The 22170-nt window shown below is 65.1% G+C and carries 1 protein-coding gene (cut by a window edge); it reads right to left on the bottom strand.

What is annotated here, in order from left to right:
- Positions 1 to 2: 2 nt before the first annotated feature.
- Positions 3 to 22170, bottom strand: the 3' portion of a protein-coding gene (locus OHB12_RS29200) for an alpha/beta fold hydrolase (protein WP_327112628.1). 133169 nt of this gene lie beyond the right edge of the window; the window shows 22168 of its 155337 coding nt (coding positions 133170–155337); its start codon lies beyond the right edge, outside the window — the gene reads right to left on this strand; its stop codon occupies positions 3 to 5.

Below are 22170 nucleotides of genomic sequence, written 5' to 3'. Positions count from 1 at the left end.
CATCATTCGAGGCCGACCTCATCCCACCGGCCGCGCCAGTGCATCCAGCTCGGAAGTGGGAGTGGTTCGGATTCGGCGCTTTGGACGTCTCTTGCTTGCCATAGGACACTCCGGAGAGAATCGGACCAGTACGCGTCTCGTTCGGCGCGGAAATATCTCACGATGACGGGCAGCGCGTCCATACCCATCATGTGGGAAACGCCGCGGAAGAGCCACAGCTTCGATGTCGGGATCAGCCTGGCGTTGGTGTGGCTGTGGTCGACAGGTGAGAACTGGTCGGCGGCGCCGTGCACGATGTCGACCGAGACGCGGTATCGGCCGAACCGGATTCCCCAGGGACTGGTCAGCTGAACGGCGTCGTCGGCCCACGCTTGCGGGTAGTTGCGCAACGCACGTTGATAACCGCGGGCGAGTGCCTCGCGGTGTGCGCCCACCCACATGTGGTCCATCGTGGTGAAGGCATCCTCGTTGTAACGGAGCAACCACTCTCCGTCCCGCGCGATGTTCGTGGCCATTTCGGTGAGATTCGCGACCATGGCATTGCGTTCTTGCTGGGCGTAGATGTCCTGGTTCTCCTTGGCCATGCCTGCCATCCAGTCACCCATGTCATCGAGCTTCGGAGCGGTGCCAACGAGCGAGACTACTCGGTCGACGTGGCCGGGATCCAGCGCGCCGACCGCGATGGCCACCGATCCACCGCCGGATCGTCCGAGCACGGAATAGTGGTCGAACGCGAAAAGTTCGGTCGCGATGTGAATGATGTCGCGGGCGCAATCAGCCACGGTGCGGCCCGGCAGCGGATCCGAGTCGCCGTAACCGGGTCTTTCCACAACGATGAGCGCGAATCCTCGTTTCCTCAGCTGCCAACTATTCGGCAGCGGGCCGTCGACACCGACGGGCGTACCGGGCGACAGCAGGATCGGGTAGCCGTACGGGTCGCCCAGAAGACGGAAGTGGACGGTCCTGCCGTCCGGCATCCGCGCGGCGTACAGCGTCGAAAAACTGCCGAGGTCGGCGGTTTCGACGGGTTCGGGGACCGCGTGCACGGCGTCGTCGGGCAATGCGCCCTGGTGGCGGCCGAGAAAGCGGGCCAGACGACGTCGCTCGAGGATCGAATCGCTTTCCTGCCGATCGTATTTCGGATCACGAGAAGGCTTCGTGGGGGTGCTGGCATCGGTGTCGGCGGAGTCGGGAAGTCGTATGGTGGACGGCTCGGAAACTCCGCGATCGGCCGGATCTCCCTGACCGGGGGTCGGTCGACCGCCTGTGTTTGACTGATCGGTCTGTTCGAGAATCGTTATGAGGACATCGATTTCATCAACTTCTTCGACGCGGCTGGCGGCAGGAGCATGTTCGGCGGCGCGGTCGATCATCCGCCAGACTTCGGGCAGCTGCTTTTCGGCCACGTCCGGTGCGTACCTGCGCATATGCTGATTGGCGTTCACCGCGTCCTCGGCCTCACGGTATAAGCGCTGATAGGCCAGTTCGGGATCGAACACGGAGTCCATCGCAAGCTGGTTGTCCGGGCCCGCCACCACCGGAACATCGTCGATCACCGTTCCCGTACTTCGCAGACGCGACAACTCGGCCTCGATCCGGTCGAAGGCCTGATTCAACTTATCCACGCTAACCGGTCTGCCCTCCCGAAGGCGTTGTGAGGCCATCAGGTTCAAAGCTTGGTACCGCGACTGCAGGCTGCTGATCCGCTGAACCACTTCCGGCGCCAGTTCCGCCGGTTCGCTGCGCTCTTCCTCGGCCCGCGGCCCACCTGCGCGATCCGGCGTCGGCTCGTCCGGACCGCTGGTGGGCACATCTCGCTGTGCGGCGGGAGCATCCGTACCGGACCTCGGTGGCGGTGCCGGTCGACTGGCATCCGATCCTCTTCGTTTGCCTCCGAACGCACCGGCATTCAGGTCACCCGGATTCGCAGCATGCGACACCGCACCGTCGGCCATCATCGGGGTCCGGCCGCGCAAGCCGAACAATGGTTCTGCCACCGCATGATTGACATCCAAGCCACGACCCGCATGCGACGGACGATCCAGCCCCGCCGCGAAATCCGTCTCTCCGCCCGACGACCGACCCGCACCAGGCCCCGGGACCGGGGTGTCGTCGGCAACAGGTCCAAGTGGCCCGGCCGGGGCAGACCCGACCTGTGGCGCGTCCGGTCCGAGAGGCCATTTCAGCCGAATAGGGTTTTCATCGGGAACTCCGTCATCGGCCGGATCGCCCTGAACGAGGGTCGGTCGACCGCCTGGGTTGGACTGATCGGTCTGTTCGAGAATCGTTACGAGAAGTTCGATTTCATCAACTTCTCCGACGCGGCCGGCGGCAGGGGCAAGTTCGGCGGCGCGGTCGATCATCCGTCGGACTTCGGCCAACCGGTCCTCGGCCACGTCCGGTGCCAGGTTCGTGCGTGCACGCTGATAGCCGAGCACCGCGTTCTCGGCATCACGGTATAGCCTCTGGTAGGCGAAGTCGGGAAGGAACACGGAGTCCATCGCAAGCCGGTTGTCCGGGCCGGCCACCACCGGAACGTCGTCGATCACCGTTCCCGTACTTCGCAGACGCGCCAACTCAGCTTTGATCCGGTCCAAGGCAAATTTCAACGTCTCCGCGGCGACCGCATCGCCCTCCCGAAGGCGATGTGCGGTCGTCCAGTTCAAATCGTTGTACCGCGACTGCAGGATGCTGATCCGCTGGGCCGCCTCCGGACTCACCGATTCGTGTTCATCGGGACCTCCGTCATCGGCCGGATCGCCCTGAACAAGGACCGGTCGACCGCCTGCGTTGGACTGATCAGTCCATTCGAGAATCGTTACGAGAACTACCATTTCATCAACTTCTCCGACGCGGCCGGCGGCAGAGGCAAATTCGGCGGCGCGGTCGATCATCCGCCGGACTTCGGCCAACCGTTGCTCGGCCACGTCCGGCGCCAGGTTCGTGCGTACAAACGAATAGCCGAGCACCGCGTTCTCGGCATCACGGTATAAACGCTGGTAGGCCAATTCGGGATCGAATACAGAGTCCATCGCAAGTTGGTGGTCCGGGCCGGCCACCACCGGAACGTCGTCGATCACCGTTCCCGTACTTCGCAGACGCGCCAACTCGGCCTCGATCCGGTCATAGGCCTGATTCAACTCATCCGCGCTAGCCGGTTTGCCCTCCCGAAAGCGTTGTGCGGTCATCCGGTTCAAAGCCGTGTGCCGCGACTCCAGGATGCTGATCCGCTGGGCCGCCTCCCGACTCAGTTCGACCGCATCGTCCCGATCACCACCACGCGATGTGTGAGGCGGTGCCGGGCTGTCGCTGACGTCGCTGTCGACGGCGCTCGCCGATCCGTGTTCATCGGGAACTCCGTCATCGGCCGGATAGCCCTGAACAGGGACCGGCCGACTGCCTACGTTGGACCGATCGGTCTGTTCGAGAGTCGTTACAAGAACCTCGATTTCATCTCCGGCGCGGCCGGCGGCAGGGGCAAGTTCGGCGGCGCGGTCGATCATCCGTCGGATTTCGGCCAGCTGGCCCTCGGCCACGTCCGGTGCGTACCTGCGTACCTGCTGATAGCCGAGCACCGCATCCATGGCCTCACGATATAACCGCTGGTAGACGAGTTCGGGATGGATCACGGAGTCCCTCGCAAGCTGGTGGTCGGGGCCAGCGACCACCGGAACGTCGTCGATCACCGTTCCCGTACTTCTCAGACGCGCCAACTCAGCCTCGATCCGGTCCAAGGCCAGCTTCAACCTATCCGCGCTAACCGGTTCGCCGTCCCGAAGGGATTGCGTGGTCATCTGGAAAAATTCCCAATACCGCGCCCACAGGCGGCGGATCCGCTGGGCCGCCTCCCGACTCGGTTCGACCGCATCGTCCCGATCACCACCACGCGATGTGTGAGGCGGTGCCGGGCTGTCGCTGACGTTGCTGTCGACGGTGCTCGCCGATTCGTGTTCGTCCGATGGCGGTTCGGGCTGCTGACCGCGCCCCCCGACCGCCCATCCCTCCGGATTCGGGCCTATAGCGTGGACCAGGCCGGGGTCGAATCGCTGTCCGCGTGGTGGCGGTACTCCGAGTCCGCTGATATCCCGTTCGATCCGGCGTTGTCCCCGTACCGGCTCGGGGCCGCGGTGCCATGGTTCGCCGGCACCGTCCCAGCGCTGTTCGGGGTCGGGGACGCCCCTGGTCCCGGCGGGTCGGGAAACCGGTTCGTGCGGCACGTGCGCCTGCGATCGTGGGATCGGATCCTGGCCGGCGGCATCCGGAGGTGACTGTTCAGGCACATCATCGGAGTTATGCGCGTCGTCAGGTTCGGCCCCTAGGACTGCACCATCGGCCAGTGCGGCCCGTTCCAGCGCCCTCGACTGCTCGGTGTCCGGTTCGGCAACGTGCGCGGACGGACTGTAGCTGGGATCGTCGTCCCACCGGTCGCATGGCCAGTAAAACCAGGCCGACGGAGGGAGCGACGAGGATTCGGCGTAATGGATTTCCTGGATTCTCCGCTCGTCGCGGCGGTCCTGAGCCCAGTATGCGTCCCGCTCCATACGGAAGCGATGGACGACGACGGTCAACGCGTCCATGGCCACCATGTGGGACACGCCGGGGAAGAGATGTAGCTTTGCCGTGGGAATCAGCGACGCGTTGATTCGGGCCTGACTGACCGGCACGAACTGGTCGACGACACCGTGTACGAGGTCGACTGGGACACGATATCCGTCGAATCGAATTCCCCAGGGCTTGCACCGCTGGAGGGCATCGTGCACCCAGGCTTCCGGATTGTTCCGCAAGCCACGCTGGTAGGCGCGGGCCAGTAGGTCCCGATGCGCGCCCACCCACTTGTGATCTATTGCGGTGAAAGAACCCGCGTTGTGCCGGATCAGCCATTTCCCGTCCCGTGCGGTATTCGCGGCCATGTCGGCGACCGTCGCGGCCAATCCCTCCAGGTCCGCACTGGCGAAGACACGCCGATTCTCCTCGCCGATATCGCTTATCCACGCGGCCTGGTCAACGATCTTCGGAGAGCCGCCCACGAGGGAGACGACGCGGTCGACGTGGTCGGGATCCAGCGCCCCGACCGCAATAGCCACCGGACCACCACCGGATCGCCCTAGTACCGAGTAGTGGACGAAGGCGAACAACTCGGTCGCGATATGAATGACGTCACGAGCGCAGTCGGCAACCGTACGCTTAGGGAGCGGGTCGGAATCGCCATAACCCGGCCTTTCCACGACAACCAAAGCATATCCCCGCTCTGCCAACGCCTTCGCATCCGGCAACGGACCATCGACTCCGACCGGCGAACCCGGAGACAGCATGATCGGGTAGCCATGCGGGTCACCCAGCAGACGGAAATGAACCTTCCTCCCGTCAGGCATCCGCGCGGCATACAGAACCGATATCTCCCCCAGGTCGGCAGTCTCGTCCGGTTCCGGAACCTGCCACACTCTCTCGTCACCACGCAGCGCAGCCCAGTGACCGAACCGGCGACCCCGTTCGCGCCGCAACTCGAGCGAATCGTCATCGTGCGGAACGCGATCCGTTTTTATGATGTTGTTCGGCGGATCTTCGGCCACCACACCCGTGGCACTGTCGGCAGGCTCGAGCAGTCGTGTGGTGAGCGCGTCGGCACCTCCCTCATCACAGACGTCCATCTGATCTGTCCATTGGAAGATCGTCACAAGAGCATCGAGTTCGGCCGCCTCACGCACACCGAAAGTCAGCTCGGCCAACCTCGCTATCGCACGCCTGGCCTCGGTCAGCCGCTCTCGAGCAAATTCCGGGGTCCAGATCGGATCGAGGCGGTACCCGAAATAGGCGAACACCGCATTATTGGCTCGTTTCAATGCCCGCCGATAGGTGCGTTCAGGATAGAACACCGACTCCAGCGCCAACTCCGCGTCCGGACCCGCGACCAGCGGCACATCATCGATAATCGATCCGGTGCGTAGCAGGCGCGCTCTCTCTTCTCGAATCCGAGTGCAGGCCTGATCGACCACATCGGCATGAAGTCCGTTACCCGCCTGACTCAACCGCACAACACCAGCGGTGATAGCGACGACCCGTAACTCGAGATCGCTGATCCGCTCGGCCACTTCCGGCGCCAATTGCGGTACCTCGTCGACCTGCTGGGGCGCTGTGTCGTCACGTTGGACCGGAGGTTCCGGCTCTCCGGTGCCCTGCCGGTCTGGCCGACCGAGCGCATCGGTCTCGCCGGGAAGAGCACCGGCCTGTCGTGCTGTGTCGTCCGCATCGTCGGAGTTCGGTCGCCGCGACATGCCGACCCGGAAATCACGGTCCCGCAACCGAACAACGTCGTCCGGACGCGCCATCACGGCCGGGTCTATCGGGGTGCCCTGGTTGTCCAGGAACAGCGCCGACACCGGCCGCCCGGCGGAGTCGGCGGACGGCACGAAATGCCGTTGGAACTCACCCATGCCCGGGTCACGGAGTTCGATTTGCGGGACTCCGTCCTCGTCGACCCGGCGCACCAACCAAAAAACATGGCCGAGATCGCCGTGCTCACCGATCCCCCGGACAGTCGGGTCGAATACCACCACCGCAACCCCGTTGCCACGACCGGGCTCGGCGGCGTCGAGTTCCGCCCCCCACTCCTCCAGCCGGGCCGCAGCCTCGGCGACATCGGTCAGCTCCTGCGACCGCTGACCACCCAGCGCCTGCTCGATCTCGTTGACCAACGTACCGGCCAACCCCGCCTCTGGCAGGTCCCCCACCGGGCGCTGGTACTCGGCGGCGATATCCGCCACCACCATCGGGCCGCACTGATTCAACGAATGCAGCCACACCCGAGACCCCGCGGAATCCCCCTCGACCGGGGACCTCCACAGCGTGTCCGACGAATCGGGCAAACCGACGTGATGTCCACGCGGGTACCAGTAACCGAGCTCAGCGATCGCTGTGAGCAGCTGGGGCCGCCAGAACTCACGGTCGAGCTGCGCCACCGGCACGCCGAGCCAATTGGCCAACTCCATGCGCAGCGCGCGCACCTCTTCGACATCGACCCGGCCGAACGGTGAACGCCAGTAGCCGTGCTCTTCGGCCGCCGCCAGCACTCGCCGTTCCCACCCATCGGCCTGTGCGGCCCGTTCCAGCGCCCTCGACTGCTCGGTGTCCGGTTCGGCAACGTGCGGGGACGGACTGTAGCTGGGATCGTCGTCCCACCGGTCGCATGGCCAGTTGAACCAGGCCGACGGAGGGAGCGGCACGGATTCGGCGTACTGAATATGCCGGAATCTCCGCTCGTCGCGGCGGTCCTCAGTCCAGTGCGCGTCCCGTTCCGCACCGAAGCGAAGGATGATGACAGGCAACGCGTCCATGGCCACCATGTGGGACACACCGGGAATGTGATAGAGCTTCGCCGTGGGAATCAGAGCCGCGTTGAGTCGGCTCTGACTGACCGGCACGAATTGGTCGATGGTCCCGTGCACGAGGTCGACCGGGACACGATATCCCTCGAATCGAATCCCCCAGGGCAGGGACACCTGGAGGGCATCGTGCACCCACGCTTCCGGATTGTTCCGCAAGCCACGCTGGTAGGCGCGGGCCAGTAGGTCCCGATGCGCGCCCACCCACCTGTGATCTATTGCGGTGAAAGAACCCGCGTTGTGCCGGATCAGCCATTTCCCGTCCCGTGCGGTATTCGCGGCCATGTCGGCGACCGTCGCGGCCAAGGTCTCCGGGTCCGCACTGGCGAAGACAGCCCGATTCTCCGGACCCATTTCGTCTATCCACGCAGTGGTATCGACAACCTTCGGAGTAAGGCTCACGAGAGAGGCAACCCGGTCGACGTGGTCGGGATCCAGCGCCCCGACCGCAATAGCCACCGGACCACCACCGGATCGCCCTAGTACCGAGTAGTGGACGAAGGCGAACAACTCGGTCGCGATATGAATGACGTCACGAGCGCAGTCGGCAACCGTACGCTTAGGGAGCGGGTCGGAATCGCCATAACCCGGCCTTTCCACGACAACCAAAGCATATCCCCGCTCTGCCAACGCCTTCGCATCCGGCAACGGACCATCGACTCCGACCGGCGAACCCGGAGACAGCATGATCGGGTAGCCATGCGGGTCACCCAGCAGACGGAAATGAACCTTCCTCCCGTCAGGCATCCGCGCGGCATACAGAACCGATATCTCCCCCAGGTCGGCAGTCTCGTCCGGTTCCGGAACCTGCCACACTCTCTCGTCACCACGCAGCGCAGCCCAGTGACCGAACCGGCGACCCCGTTCGCGCCGCAACTCGAGCGAATCGTCATCGTGCGGAACGCGATCCGTTTTTATGATGTTGTTCGGCGGATCTTCGGCCACCACACCCGTGGCACTGTCGGCAGGCTCGAGCAGTCGTGTGGTGAGCGCGTCGGCACCTCCCTCATCACCGATGTTCACCTGATCTGTCCATTGGAAGATCGTCACAAGAGCATCGAGTTCGGCCGCCTCACGCACACCGAAAGTCAGCTCGGCCAACCTCGCTATCGCACGCCTGGCCTCGGTCAGCCGCTCTCGAGCAAATTCCGGGGTGAGGGTCGGATCGAGGCGGTACCCGAAATAGGCGAGCACAGTATTGTTGGCTCGTCTCAACGCCCGCTGATAGGTGCGTTCAGGATAGAACACCGACTCCAGCGCCAACTCCGCGTCCGGACCCGCGACCAGCGGCACATCATCGATAATCGATCCGGTGCGTAGCAGACGCTCTCTCTCTTCTCGAATCCGAGTGCAGGCCTGATCGACCACATCGGAATGAACGCCGTCACCGTCCTGACTCAATCGCACAATCCCAGCGATGATAGCGACGACCCGTTCATCCAGATCGCTGATCCGCTCGGCCACTTCCGGCGCCAATTCCGCCGACTCGCTGCGCTCTTCCCCGGCCCGCGACCCACCTGCCCGATCCGGCGTCGGCTCGTCCGGACGGCCGGTGAGCACATGCTGGTCTGCGGTGGCACCGGGGATCCGCTGCTCCAGTGCGGTGGACTCCGGTGCGGACGCGAACTCGGCGATGATGCTCTCGTTACGCTCGTGCACCGCCGGCTCGGGGCCACGGTGCCGGGGTTCTTCCGCACCGTCCCAGCGCTGTTCGGGGTCGGGGACGCCCCTGGAAACCGGTTCGTGCGGCGCGTGCGCCTGCGATCGTGGGATCGGATCCTGGCCGGCGGCATCCGGAGGTGACTGTTCAGGCACATCATCGGAGTTATGCGCGTCGTCAGGTTCGGCCCGTAGGACTGCACCATCGGCCAGTGCGGCCCGTTCCAACGCCCTCGACGACTCGGAATTGTCCGGCTCGGCAGCGTGCGGGGACGGCCTGTACCTGGGTTTGTCGTCCCAAAGGTCGCATGACCAGTTGAACCAGGACGACGGAGGGAGCGGCACGGATTCGGCGTACTGAATATGCCGGAATCTCCGCTCGTCGCGGCGGTCCTCAGTCCAGTGCGCGTCCCGTTCCGCACCGAAGCGAAGGATGATGACAGGCAACGCGTCCATGGCCACCATGTGGGACACACCGGGAATGTGATAGAGCTTCGCCGTGGGAATCAGAGCCGCGTTGAGTCGGCTCTGACTGACCGGCACGAATTGGTCGATGGTCCCGTGCACGAGGTCGACCGGGACACGATATCCCTCGAATCGAATCCCCCAGGGAGTGGACCGCTGGAGGGCATCGTGCACCCACGCTTCCGGATTGTTCCGCAAGCCACGCTGGTAGGCGCGGGCCAGTAGGTCCCGATGCGCGCCCACCCACCTGTGATCTATTGCGGTGAAAGAACCCGCGTTGTGCCGGATCAGCCATTTCCCGTCCCGTGCGGTATTCGCGGCCATGTCGGCGACCGTCGCGGCCAATCCCTCCAGGTCCGCACTGGCATAGACACGCCGATTCTCCTCGCCCATATCGCTTATCCACGCGGCCTGGTCAACGACCTTCGGAGAGCCGCCCACGAGGGAGACGACGCGGTCGACGTGGTCGGGATCCAGCGCCCCGACCGCAATAGCCACCGGACCACCACCGGATCGCCCTAGTACCGAGTAGTGGACGAAGGCGAACAACTCGGTCGCGATATGAATGACGTCACGAGCGCAGTCGGCAACCGTACGCTTAGGGAGCGGGTCGGAATCGCCATAACCCGGCCTTTCCACGACAACCAAAGCATATCCCCGCTCTGCCAACGCCTTCGCATCCGGCAACGGACCATCGACCCCGACCGGCGAACCCGGAGACAGCATGATCGGGTAGCCATGCGGGTCACCCAGCAGACGGAAATGAACCTTCCTCCCGTCAGGCATCCGCGCGGCATACAGAACCGATATCTCCCCCAGGTCGGCAGTCTCGTCCGGTTCCGGAACCTGCCACACTCTCTCGTCACCACGCAGCGCAGCCCAGTGACCGAACCGGCGACCCCGTTCGCGCCGCGACTCGAGCGAATCGTCATCGTGCGAAACGCGATCCGTTTTTATGATGTTGTTCGGCGGACCGGCCTGTCGTGCTGTGTCGTCCGCATCGTCGGAGTTCGGTCGCCGCGACATGCCGACCCGGAAATCACGGTCCCGCAACCGAACAACGTCGTCCGGACGCGCCATCACGGCCGGGTCTATCGGGGTGCCCTGGTTGTCCAGGAACAGCGCCGACACCGGCCGCCCGGCGGAGTCGGCGGACGGCACGAAATGCCGTTGGAACTCACCCATGCCCGGGTCACGGAGTTCGATTTGCGGGACTCCGTCCTCGTCGACCCGGCGCACCAACCAAAAAACATGGCCGAGGTCGCCGTGCTCACCGATCCCCCGGACAGTCGGGTCGAATACCACCACCGCAACCCCGTTGCCACGACCGGGCTCGGCGGCGTCGAGTTCCGCCCCCCACTCCTCCAGCCGGGCCGCAGCCTCGGCGACATCGGTCAGCTCCTGCGACCGCTGACCACCCAGCGCCTGCTCGATCTCGTTGACCAACGTACCGGCCAACCCCGCCTCTGGCAGGTCCCCCACCGGGCGCTGGTACTCGGCGGCGATATCCGCCACCACCATCGGGCCGCACTGATTCAACGAATGCAGCCACACCCGAGACCCCGCGGAATCCCCCTCGACCGGGGACCTCCACAGCGTGTCCGACGAATCGGGCAAACCGACGTGATGTCCACGCGGGTACCAGTAACCGAGCTCAGCGATCGCTGTGAGCAGCTGGGGCCGCCAGAGCGCACCATCACCGTCGAGGACCTGTCGGAACTTCCGCTCCGAGAGCCGGGCCACCCGCCGCACCTCGACCTGCGCAGGCTGCGGCGCGAACTCTCCCTGGACGAACCGGTCCGCGACGAAATGTCCCGGCGTGAACCGGGTCGCCGCGAAGGCCGGGTCGATCGCGTCCCGCTGCTGCGGCGACATCGGATATCCCAGCCACAACGCCGCCACGAGGATCCGCTGCGACAATTCCGACGAGGTGGTGCCGCGCCCGGCCAGCACTCGCTGCGCCGCCCTGCGTCCCGTGGCGGCCAGTCCGGCCACGTCGAGCAGCGTGGGACGGCGGTCCAACTGCCAGTCGTCGAGTTCCAGGAACCGTTCGGCCAACTCGACGAACCGCTCATCCGCCGACGACTCCGGTTCCGTGCCGATCCGGCGTAGGTGCTGCTGGTCGAGCTCCGCCACCGGCACGCCGAGCCAACCGGCCAATTCCATGCGCAGCGCGCGTACCTCTTCGACATCGACCTGGCCGAACGGCGAACGCCAGTAGCCGTGCTCCTCGGCCGCCGCCAGCACTCGCCGTTCCCGCTCGGATCCAGCCACGGCGTCACCCGCCAACACCGCGGCGATAGTCGACAGCGAAAGCCCGACCGCGTCGGCCAAGTCGGCGAGCGACGGTTGCGGAGTGAACTGTCCTCGGCGGAACCCGTCCGCCGAATACCGTCCGGGAGTGAACCGGGCCGCCACGAAAGCCGGGTCGACCACGGCCCGCAACCGACTCGGCACCTCGTATCCCAACCACAACGCCGCCACCAGCACCCGCTGCTCCGGCTCGGTGAACACCGGACCGCGACCGGAGAACACCCGCGTCGCCGTCGCCGTCGACACTCCTGCAAGGTTGGCCACGTCGGTGAGCGTGGGGTCGCGCTCCAACTCCCGATCGTCGAATACCAGGAACCACTCGGCCAATTCGACCAGGCGGGTGTCGCTCGTCGCCTCCGCTCCACGCAACGCGTACTCCACCAGCGACCGATCCACCGCGTCGGGCGACACCTCCCCCAGTTCGGCCAACTCGAGCCGCAGCGCCCGAATCTGCTCGGCACGACCTCTGGTCTTCGGATGCCAGTAGCCATGTTCCTCGGCCGCTGCCAACACTTGGAGGCGAGTCTCGGTAGCGACCCTGTCGACGTCGTTGAACACGTCGCTGACCACCGACTTGTTCACGCCCACCGCCTGTGCGATACGAGCTTGGGTGGGTTGTGCGGTGAATTCGCCAGGAATGAAACGGCCGTCGGAGAACCTGGGTGGGGTGAACCGCGTTGCCGCGAAATCCGGGTCCAGCCGGTCACGCAGCCGCTCCGGAACGGGATACCCCAGCCACAACGCTGCCACCAGCACGCGCTGTGCCAGCTCCGTCGACACCGGGCTGCGACCGGACAGAATCCGCCGGACGTTCGACTGATCCACGCCGACCAACTCGGCAACATCGGCAATCGAGGGGCACACCGACTCCGGATCATCCAGTCTCAGGAACCAGTCGGTGAGTTCGACCAACCGCGCCAACTCGGCCGGTCGGCCCGCTCTGTCATTCCACCGCCGCAGTCCGACCATGAGTTCCTGGAGTGTCTCCAAGCTGGTCGGCTGGTACACCCCCGACACCGACAGCATCTGCTCCAGGTCCCGATACCACTGGGCTTGCAACCGCTTCTCGCGGCGGGCTCGCACCGCCGTCCAATGCGTATCGCTGTCCGGCGACACGGCCGAGGGGCTGGTCACTTCCAGGGACGCCCGGCCGAGCCAGGACCCGAACGCCGTCGGACTGCCGGATTCGATCAACCGCTCCCAGCCGGGGCTGCTCAGCCGCGCGAACTGCTCCTGGAGAAGAGTGAGCGCCTCGCGCAGCGCGGCCTGATTCAGCTGGCCGGGCTCCAACGCGAGCAAACCGGCCAACTCGACCCGCAATGCCTGGAATTGGACGAAGCTCTCGTCACCTAGCGAACCTTCGAGATCGGGGGCTGACGGGTTATCCATGGCTGGCGGGATATCCACTCCGGCAGCGCGTGCCGTCTTGCGCACCAGCTGCGCTACGGCAGCCTGCTCGAGCTCCGCCAACGCCTGCGAGCCGTAACCGGAGAAGAGCGGGACCTGTGCCGCGGCGTCCGGCTGCATGCCCAGCCAGAATCGCCGCCACAGCCAGACCCGCTGGGCACTGCCCAGCTCCGCCAGCACCCGTGTGCCGACCTCCCCCGAGACCGGAGCCGCCAACACGCGACACGCGCCGTCCGACGCTGCTCCTTCCTTGCGGCGTAGCTGCGTTGCCACACGGGTGCGGATCCGCTGGAAAACCGTCCGTTCCACCAGATCCTGCGCGATACCGCGCAACCAGTCACCGGGGTGCTCGCCCGGTGGAGCCTGCCCGTGCCGCTGCTCGGCAGAGCGGAACACCTCGTTGCACAACCTGTTCACCAACGCAGGCGATCGCTGCTGCTCCAACGCATTCGACACATACCAGCGGACCTCGCGGTCGAACCGTTCACGCAACCGATCGGTTGCCGGGCCAGCGGGCGCCAGCCCATGGCCGCGCTCGTCGGGTCCCGCGCGATCGTGGTCCGATCCCGCTTCGGGCAGCTGTTCGATCCGGGCGGAGCGGTCGGCCGCCCTGGAGTCAGCTGACTGGGGCTGGTGCTCGGTCTCGGCGGGCGGCTTCGGAGGTGGCGATGCCGGTCGACCGGCATCCGATCCGCTTCGTCTGCCGCCGAACGCACCGGCATTCGGGTCACCCGGATTCGCGGCATGCGCCACCGCGCCGTCGGCCATCATCGGGGTCCGGCCGCGCAAGCCGAACAATGGTTCTGCCACCGCATGATTGACATCCAAGCCACGAACCGCACGCGACGGACGATCCAGCATCGCCGCGAAATCTGTCTCGCCGCCCAACGACCGACCCGCACCGGGCTCCGGTACCGGGCTGTCCTCGGCACCAGGCGCATGCGGCCCCGCGGTGGACTCGACCTGTCGCGCGTCCGGTCCGAGATGCCGGTTCAGCCGAGTAACCGGCCGCGGCTGCTCCACGAATCCCACCCGGAAGTTCGCGCGGGGCGCGGCCGGGTCAACGGGTCCGCCGGGCATCTCCATCGGCCGACCGGTGACGGGGTCCAGGGCCAGCGCCCACACCTCGTCGCCGGGCCCGTCGGGAGGAGCCTCGAAGTCGTGCCGCACCTCCCGACGAGCCGGATCGCGGAACTCGACCCAGATGGTCCCGTCCGCGCGCTGCCGCAGACGCAGCCAGACCGCGTGACCGAGGCCATTAGCGCCCGGGATGAACACCACCATCCCCGCGCCGACCCGTCCGGACATCCGCAACCGGGCCACCGCCTCGGCCATTCCGGACAGCCGATCAGCCCGCCCACCGAGTTGCTCCTCCGCGTCGCGAACCAACGTCCCCGCCAACGGGTCAGCCGGGCGCACCTCGATATCCGTACGCCCGAACTCATCCCGCACCTCCGCCAACAGCCACGGCCAGCACTGATTGTCCAACCCCGCCCAGGGCACATCGTCGGATCGAACGGCGACGCCATCGTCGATGTCGCTGGGTTCGGCGCTTCGCGGTCGCCGAACGTGCATCGGATCGTCGGAACCGGATTCGGGCGTCGGCCGGCGTGCCGATCTGGGAGAGGATTCGGACTCCGGACCCAGCTGCTGCACGGTGTCCGGCGATGTGGTGTCCCTCCTTGGCCCCGGGTCTGCCGCACCGGTTTCCGAGGCGATCTGCGCGATGCGGTGCATGTCGGTAACGACGGCGTCGGGACCTGCGGCAACAAACGCTTCGACTTTCCGCGGCTTGTTGGCGTACAGGATGGACCGCGCACCAAATGCCTTCGCAGCAGCATCGTCCGACTCCGAGTCCCCGATCATGGTGAACATCCCCGGTTCCGGGCTGCCGCGGTGGCTGCCGACAATGCCCCTCCCCATATGCAACAAGTGCGGGGCCGGTTTGAGCTTGGCGACATCCGATCCGGCTCGGCCGACCACGCCGGTCACCAAGTCCTCCAAGCCGTGCATGGCCAGGTAGATGCCAATCGCCCACTTCGAGTTGTTACTGACTATCACCACCGGAATCCCCTTGCGCTTCAGCACTTCGAGCAACTCCACGCAACCAGGAGTCGGCGCAGCTGAGCGCGCGGCGATTTTCTCCAACTCGGTCAGTTTCTTCTCGACCTTGTAGACAAGCTCGGGGCCGACCGTGGCCGCGAATCGCAGAACGTCGAGGAAATCGGAGGTCTCGGCAACGTCCGGCGGGATCTCGACACCCTCGACCGTCAGAATCTCGCGGAGCTGATCGCAGATGTCCGCCGCTGTCAGGTGCGCGAACAAGTGCGCGACCGGGCCGTCGAAATCCAAAAGCACATAGTCTGTGGCGTCCAGAACGGCACGGAGGTCCTCGGCGTTGTCCGGCTCGATGGCGACGGCCTCTGCATGTTGGAGCCGCTTGCCCTCGGCAGACACTCGTTCGGTGACAGTTTTCGGTGTGCCGGAACCGGGTTCGGGCGTCGGCTGGTGTGCCGGTGGTGCAGAGGAATCGGATTCCGAACCCTGCTGCGGCACGGTGTCCGCCGATGTGGTTTTCCTCGCGCGCCCCGGGTACACGAAATCTGCCGCAAGGCCCGCCGGACCTCGTAGCGCCTTTCCCACCCAACCAGCGAGATCGCCGAAGACGGACCGCGCGATGGCCCGCAGCTTCGTCCCGGCTTTTTTGGGAAGTAGGTCGGCGATGCCCTCGAGGATGTCCCTCCCGATTCCCAATGGCAGCTCGGGGAGTTGCCGGAAGACAGTGCTGAGCAGGTAGCGGTCGACAACCTCCATCATGTATTCCTCGGCCGCTCGACTGCCCATCCTCGACCAGATGACGGCACAGAGGTACCGCGCCCGCAGATACTCGTCACTCTGGGCTTCGAGCCCTCGGCAGCCCGGAAAATGCAGCGCCGACCACAGGTCGTTCTTCTGAAAACGAATCCAGAACGCGTACTCCTCGTCCGTGAGCACCCCGAAGTCTTCGTCTTTGCGCGTCCCGTGCATCTTGAGGTGGTCGTCGTCCAGCAGCGGTCTGCCCGAGAAATACTGCATCCTGCCGAACATGATCGACAGCAGCTGCGGCAGCTCGTCGAGCGATGTGGCGCGCAAGAACCTCGCCCACCCGGTGATCCGGTCGTTGATGTCCCGGGTGCTGGCTTTCTGTGGCGCGTCCGCCGGCATGGTCCGGAACTTCCAGACGGTGATCGTCTCACCCTTGCGCGTGATCTTCTGCTGCTTGATGAACAGTGACTCCCAGCCGACCTTGCGCAGGTGCACCAGCTGATCGACTGACAAACCTGCCGTGACGATCAATGCGAGCGTCGCGTAGATGGGGGCACGTTTGATGATCCGGCCCAGCTCGAGGAAATCTTTGTCCGTGAGCTCCACGTCGCGCAGCTTCTCGGTAGCCCCTGAGAACATGGCATCGAGGAGCTCGAAGATATTCCTGTCCGTGTGCTCCTTGTCGCGCAACTCCTTCTTGACAGACGATGACACCGCATCGGACCACTTCCCCCGATTGCTGACCCAGTCAGCGCCGAACGGCTCCTCTGGCTCGGGCATCGGCAGGTCCCGCAGGTACCAGTAGGCATCGGGGTCGAGTGCGAGCAACTCGTTTATGGCGGCCGCCACCGGCGCCCAGTATTCGGGGTCGCTCAGTGCGAGGCGGTCGGCCTGCGGGTTCGAAGGCGTGTCATCGACGGGCGGCACGTCCTGTACAGGCGCCTGTCCTGAGGTCGGTTTTTCGCGGGCGACTGCGTTATCGTCGGCGGCGAGCTTCGAATCGCCGGGGTCGTCATCGCTTGTCGAGCCGGGTTCGCAGTCGGGTCGGACCCCGATGTACACCTCGTCGCCCTCGGCAGGCGCAGGCTCCGGCTCCCGCCCGGGAGGCAACTCGCGATCCGCGACACCCCCCTCCCGCAACACGAAACCCTCCACCCCCACCACCCCACTCGGCGCGTCCCGCATCCACTCCTCGAACGGAACATCCCGACCGAACTCATGCACCACCACCACACCGTCGACCACCTTCACACCCACCGCATGCGCCCCCACCCCCTCGAACTCCAACACCGCCAGCACCGCAGCCGGACGCCCCGCCTCATGCTCCGCCACAACAAAATCCCGAACCCCCGCCATCGACCCGAAGCCACCGTCATGCCAATAGGCACCGATCAACCCTGGCGCCAACCGCTTCGGCACACCACGCAAACCGGTCTCGAAAGCCGCCAGATCCGCCGGAACCACACCACCCATCGCAGCGAACACATCACCCGCTGCCTCCGGAAAACAATTCTTCGGACCATCACCCCGCAGATGCCCCACCACATCCGATCTTCCGGGTTCGGGGGTGATCGCCGGCTCGGCCGAACCGTCACCGGCCGAGCCCGGCTCGCCCTTTCGGCTGGTGACATAGCCGAGTGCGGCCGAGGCGACCGCGACGCCTGCCACATCGCCCATCGGCCCATGCCGGTGATCGACCGCCCCGATCACAGCTGCGGGCGGGGACGGCTTGGCGGCATCCCTCTCGACGTCCCGGAAGTCGGAACTGGGTACGGGCGTCGGCTGGTGTGCCGATGGCGGCGCAGAGGGATCGGATTCCGGATCCTGCTCGGCGCTGTGCTGGTCCGCGCCTTCCTGTGCTACCGCGGCGGCTCGGCCCGGCGGCATCGCGCCATGGGAGCGCATGTCCCCGGCATCCGTCTGATCGGGATGTCTCGGCGCGGGCTTGGAGAAGAGCACCTTTACGCGGGTATATTCAGCAGGTCGACCGACCAGGGTTTGGTCGCCATCGCGAACGTCCAGTCTCGTGAACGTTACCTCGGTATACCCGTAACGAGCGGCCATCTTTCCGGTAAACGTGTTCAACGCCGCTTCTGTCGGTGAGAGTCCATTCCGAATTCCGGCATTGAAGGCGTCGAGATTGTCCGTGAATCCAGGACGGGTCGCCCACTGCCCTTGAATGGTGTGGGCCTGGTCACCGATGGCATCCATCATGTGACCGAATATCACCGACCCACGGGGAGTGCGCTCGGTTGCCCGCAGCGTGATACGCAGTATGCCTGCACCGGTCACGAGAGCGGAGACTCCTTGGATGAGGTCGGTATCCGCGGCGACATCCAAACCATATCCGTTGGAGTAGGTGACTATTGCGGCGTCCAGAGCAATCCGGTGCAGAAGCTCCACAGCATGGTCGTGCCAATCAGCGAGGCCGCGCTCCACCAATTCTGAGTGCAACGCGGTGAATCGTCGTTGGCACTCGACGACATCCGACCACCGCATTGCTCTGCTGATCTTCCACAGCCGAACTTCGATTTCCTTCTCATCGATGTTCAGATTCGCCGCCAGTGCGGAATCCGACAGGGGCGGATCCGTCAGAAACCACAGCCGGAGGAACTTCTGCTCTTCGGCGCCGAGTCCCGCGATCAAACCCGCCAGCACCTCCCGTGCGTCGACCAGCGGATCGACTCGGCCCATAGTCGACACCCGAGGCGCCTCGGGTTCGGGACGGCCTGGTTGGTCTTGGTCTCGACTTGCTACCGCGGTGCCCACCCCGGGGTGGATGACGAGGTAGCCCTCAGCGATCAGCTGCTGATAGACCTCGCCTATAGAGGGGGCCGACGACGTTCCCAGATGGTCCGCGAGTTCCTGAGTCTCGGGAAGCAACCGGCCTGCGGCCAGGTGACCAGACAGGATCGCACCGCGCACTCGCTGAGTAAGCGCGTCATGCCGACCAGCCGGGTCGGCATCCGCTACCGATTCGGCGCTCGGCTGCGTGGTCTCGAGTATCTCCAGCAGTTCTGCCGACGTCAGGGGAAGAGTCTCGGCCAATGCGCGCATGCCGCGGAACCCCACCGACTGGGCACTGGCGGCGGTTCGATTGCCCCGGACCGCGGCGCGCGCGTCAGCAACCGGCAAACCCTCTAGAAAGCGGAGAACGAGGTACCGCACATGGTCGGGGTTTTCTATCTGTCCGATGGCATATCGCAGCCGTTCGAGTTTGACCGTGTCCCCGTTGGCGGCGGCGTCCAGAGCCACTTGGACAGCAGCCTCGACCTTCGGCACTACCCCGGGCGGCGGTGGTTGTAGCGGTGCGGGCGGCGGCACCCACTCCAGCTCTTCCTCGAATTCGTTCACCTCGGCGGCGGGGACTCCGGCGATGGTGTGCGCGGCGTAGTACGCCATGGATTCGACTGTTTCGCTGCCGTAGTTCATCACCTCGGCCGTCTGCTCCACCGACAGTTCCCGTACGTGCCGGAGCGTGAGGCATCGGTATTGGGTGGGGTTGGCTTCTTCGAGGGCGTCGAGGCGTTCCCGTAGTTCGTGTCGGTTGGCCTGAGCGAGTGCCCGGCCGTGTTCTCCGGTGCGCACCGCGTCCGGCAAGCTCGACCAGATCCTTCGCCTGAGCCGGGCGGATTCGACGTGGTCGTGGGTCAGGTTTCCCGCGACCGTGGCCACTGTTTGCCCGGCATCGGTGATGGGGGACGTACGGGCGTCCAGGACGAGGAACGTTTCGTCGGTGATGTCGTGTGCCAGTTGTTGCTGTTCCTCGGCGTCGAGTTCGAGGACGCCGTGTTCGACGAGTTTCTCGATGGTGGACAGTGCCCGCGCGAATACTGGATCGGCAAAGAGATTCCGTAGCTGTTCCGGTGGCACGCCGCGGTGCGCGATATCGGACTCGGTGGGCACGACCTCGTCGTCGACGGCGTTCTGCAGCTGTTCCGGTGGCACACCACGGTGCGCGATATCGGACTCAGTGGGCACGACCTCGTCGTCGACGGCGTTCTGCTCGACCGTTCCGCGTGGTTCGGTGAACCAGTAACCGACGTGATCGATCGCGGCGAGCACCCGAAGTCCCAATGCACTGTCCGCCGCGATTTCTTCCCGAATTACTGCATTGACCACATCGATGGTCACTTGCACACGGGTCGCTCGCGCCAGTTCGGCTGGTATGGGCTCCCCTGGTGCTCCACTGACCTCGTCATAGCTCAGGCGTTCACTGCCTGCTGGAGCCAGTTCGGATTGCGTGGGGCCACTGAGTGCCCCACTGACCTCGTCGTAGGTCGTACTCTCGTTGGCCGCTCGAACCACTGCGGCCAGGCCGGGTTGTGGCATGAACGTTCCCGAAACGAACTGGCCGTCGACCAGTCGCCCAGGTGTGAATCGATTGGCGATGAAATCCGGATCAATGACTCTCGCGAGCGCCTCCGGGATCTCGAGCCCCAGGATCTGGGCGGCGGCGAGTACGCGCTGTTCCTTTTCCGTGTATACCGGCTCACGCCTGCTGAACACCCTCGAGACCGTCTGCCCGGAGACGTCGGCAAGTAATGCCACGTCGGCATATGTGGCTTGCCGGGCCAACTCCGATTCACTGAATTCCAGGAAACGGTCGGCCACTTCGATCAGGCGAACGGTCGCCGGCGTGTCTGTCGCCGCATCCAATCGATCCCGGAGTTCTGATACTCGCTGGTGAGTCACACCCTGTGGGTCATCGACATCCAACGCACGGGCCAACTCCAGACGCAACGCGCATACCTGCTCGACAGTTGTGCGTGGTCGGGTGGTTGCGGGTGGTCGGGCCGTTGCAGGCGGTTGGGTACTTGCAGGCGACTGGACCGTTGCAGGCGGTTGGGTACTTGCAGGCGACTGGACCGTTGCAGGCGGTTGGGTGCTTGCAGGCGACTGGGCCGTTGGAGGCGACTGGACCGTTGCGCGAGATCGGGAATACCAGAGGCCGAGTCGATCGACCGCGGCGAGGACCCGGCGCCCCACCTCGGTGTCCGGGGGGATCGGCGCCTTGAGCACTTGTGTGATTGTGCTGGGGCTCGTGCCTGCTGCTCGAGCTACTTCGGCATAGCTGGGTTGCGGTTTGAACGTTCCCGAAACGAACTGGCCGTCGACCAGTCGACCGGGTGTGAACCGGTGGGCGATGAATTCCGGATCGATAGCTTTCGCGAGTGCCTCCGGGATCTCGAGCCCCAGGATTTGGGCGGCGGCGAGTACACGCTGTTCCTTTTCCGTGTATACCGGCTCACGCCTGCTGAACATCTTCCAGACCATCTGCCGGGAGAAGCCGGCAAGTAATGCCACGTCGGCATATGCGGCTTGCCGGGCCAAATCCGATTCACTGAATTCCAGGAAACGGTCGGCCACTTCGATCAATCGAACAGCCGCCGGCGTATCTGTCGCCGCATCCAATCGATCCCGGAGTTCTGATACTCGCTGGTGAGTCACATCCTGTGGGTCATCGACCTCCAGCGCACGGGCCAACTCCAGACGCAACGCGCGTACCTGCTCGAGGGTTGCGGGCGGTTGGGTCGTTGCGCGAGATCTGGGATACCAGTAGCCGAGTCGATCGACCGCGGCGAGGACCCGGCGCCCCACCTCGGTGTCCGGGGGGATCGGCGCCTTGAGCACTTGTGTGACTGTGCGGCGGCTCGTGCCTGCTGCTCGAGCCACGTCGGCATGGCTGGGTTGCGGTTTGAACGTTCCCGAAACGATCCGGCCGTCGACCAGTCGACCGGGTGTGAACCGGTGGGCGATGAATTCCGGATCGATAGCTTTCGCGAGTGCCTCCGGGATCTCGAGCCCCAGGATTTGGGCGGCGGCGAGTACACGCTGTTCCTTTTCCGTGTATACCGGCTCACGCCTGCTGAACACCATCCAGACCATCGACGGGGAGACGCCGACAAACACTGCCACGTCGGCATATGCGGCTTGCCGGGCCAACTCCGATTCACTGAATTCCAGGAAACGGTCGGCCACTTCGATCAATCGAACAGCCGCCAGCGTATCTGCCGCCGCATCCAATCGATCCCGGAGTTCTGATACTCGCTGGTGAGTCACATCCTGTGGGTCATCGACCTCCAGCGCACGGGCCAACTCCAGACGCAACGCGCGTACCTGCTCGAGGGTTGCGGGCGGT

It is taken from the genome of Nocardia sp. NBC_01730 (assembly GCF_035920445.1).
Lineage (GTDB): Bacteria > Actinomycetota > Actinomycetes > Mycobacteriales > Mycobacteriaceae > Nocardia.
This window is presented reverse-complemented; position numbering and strand designations above follow the sequence as displayed.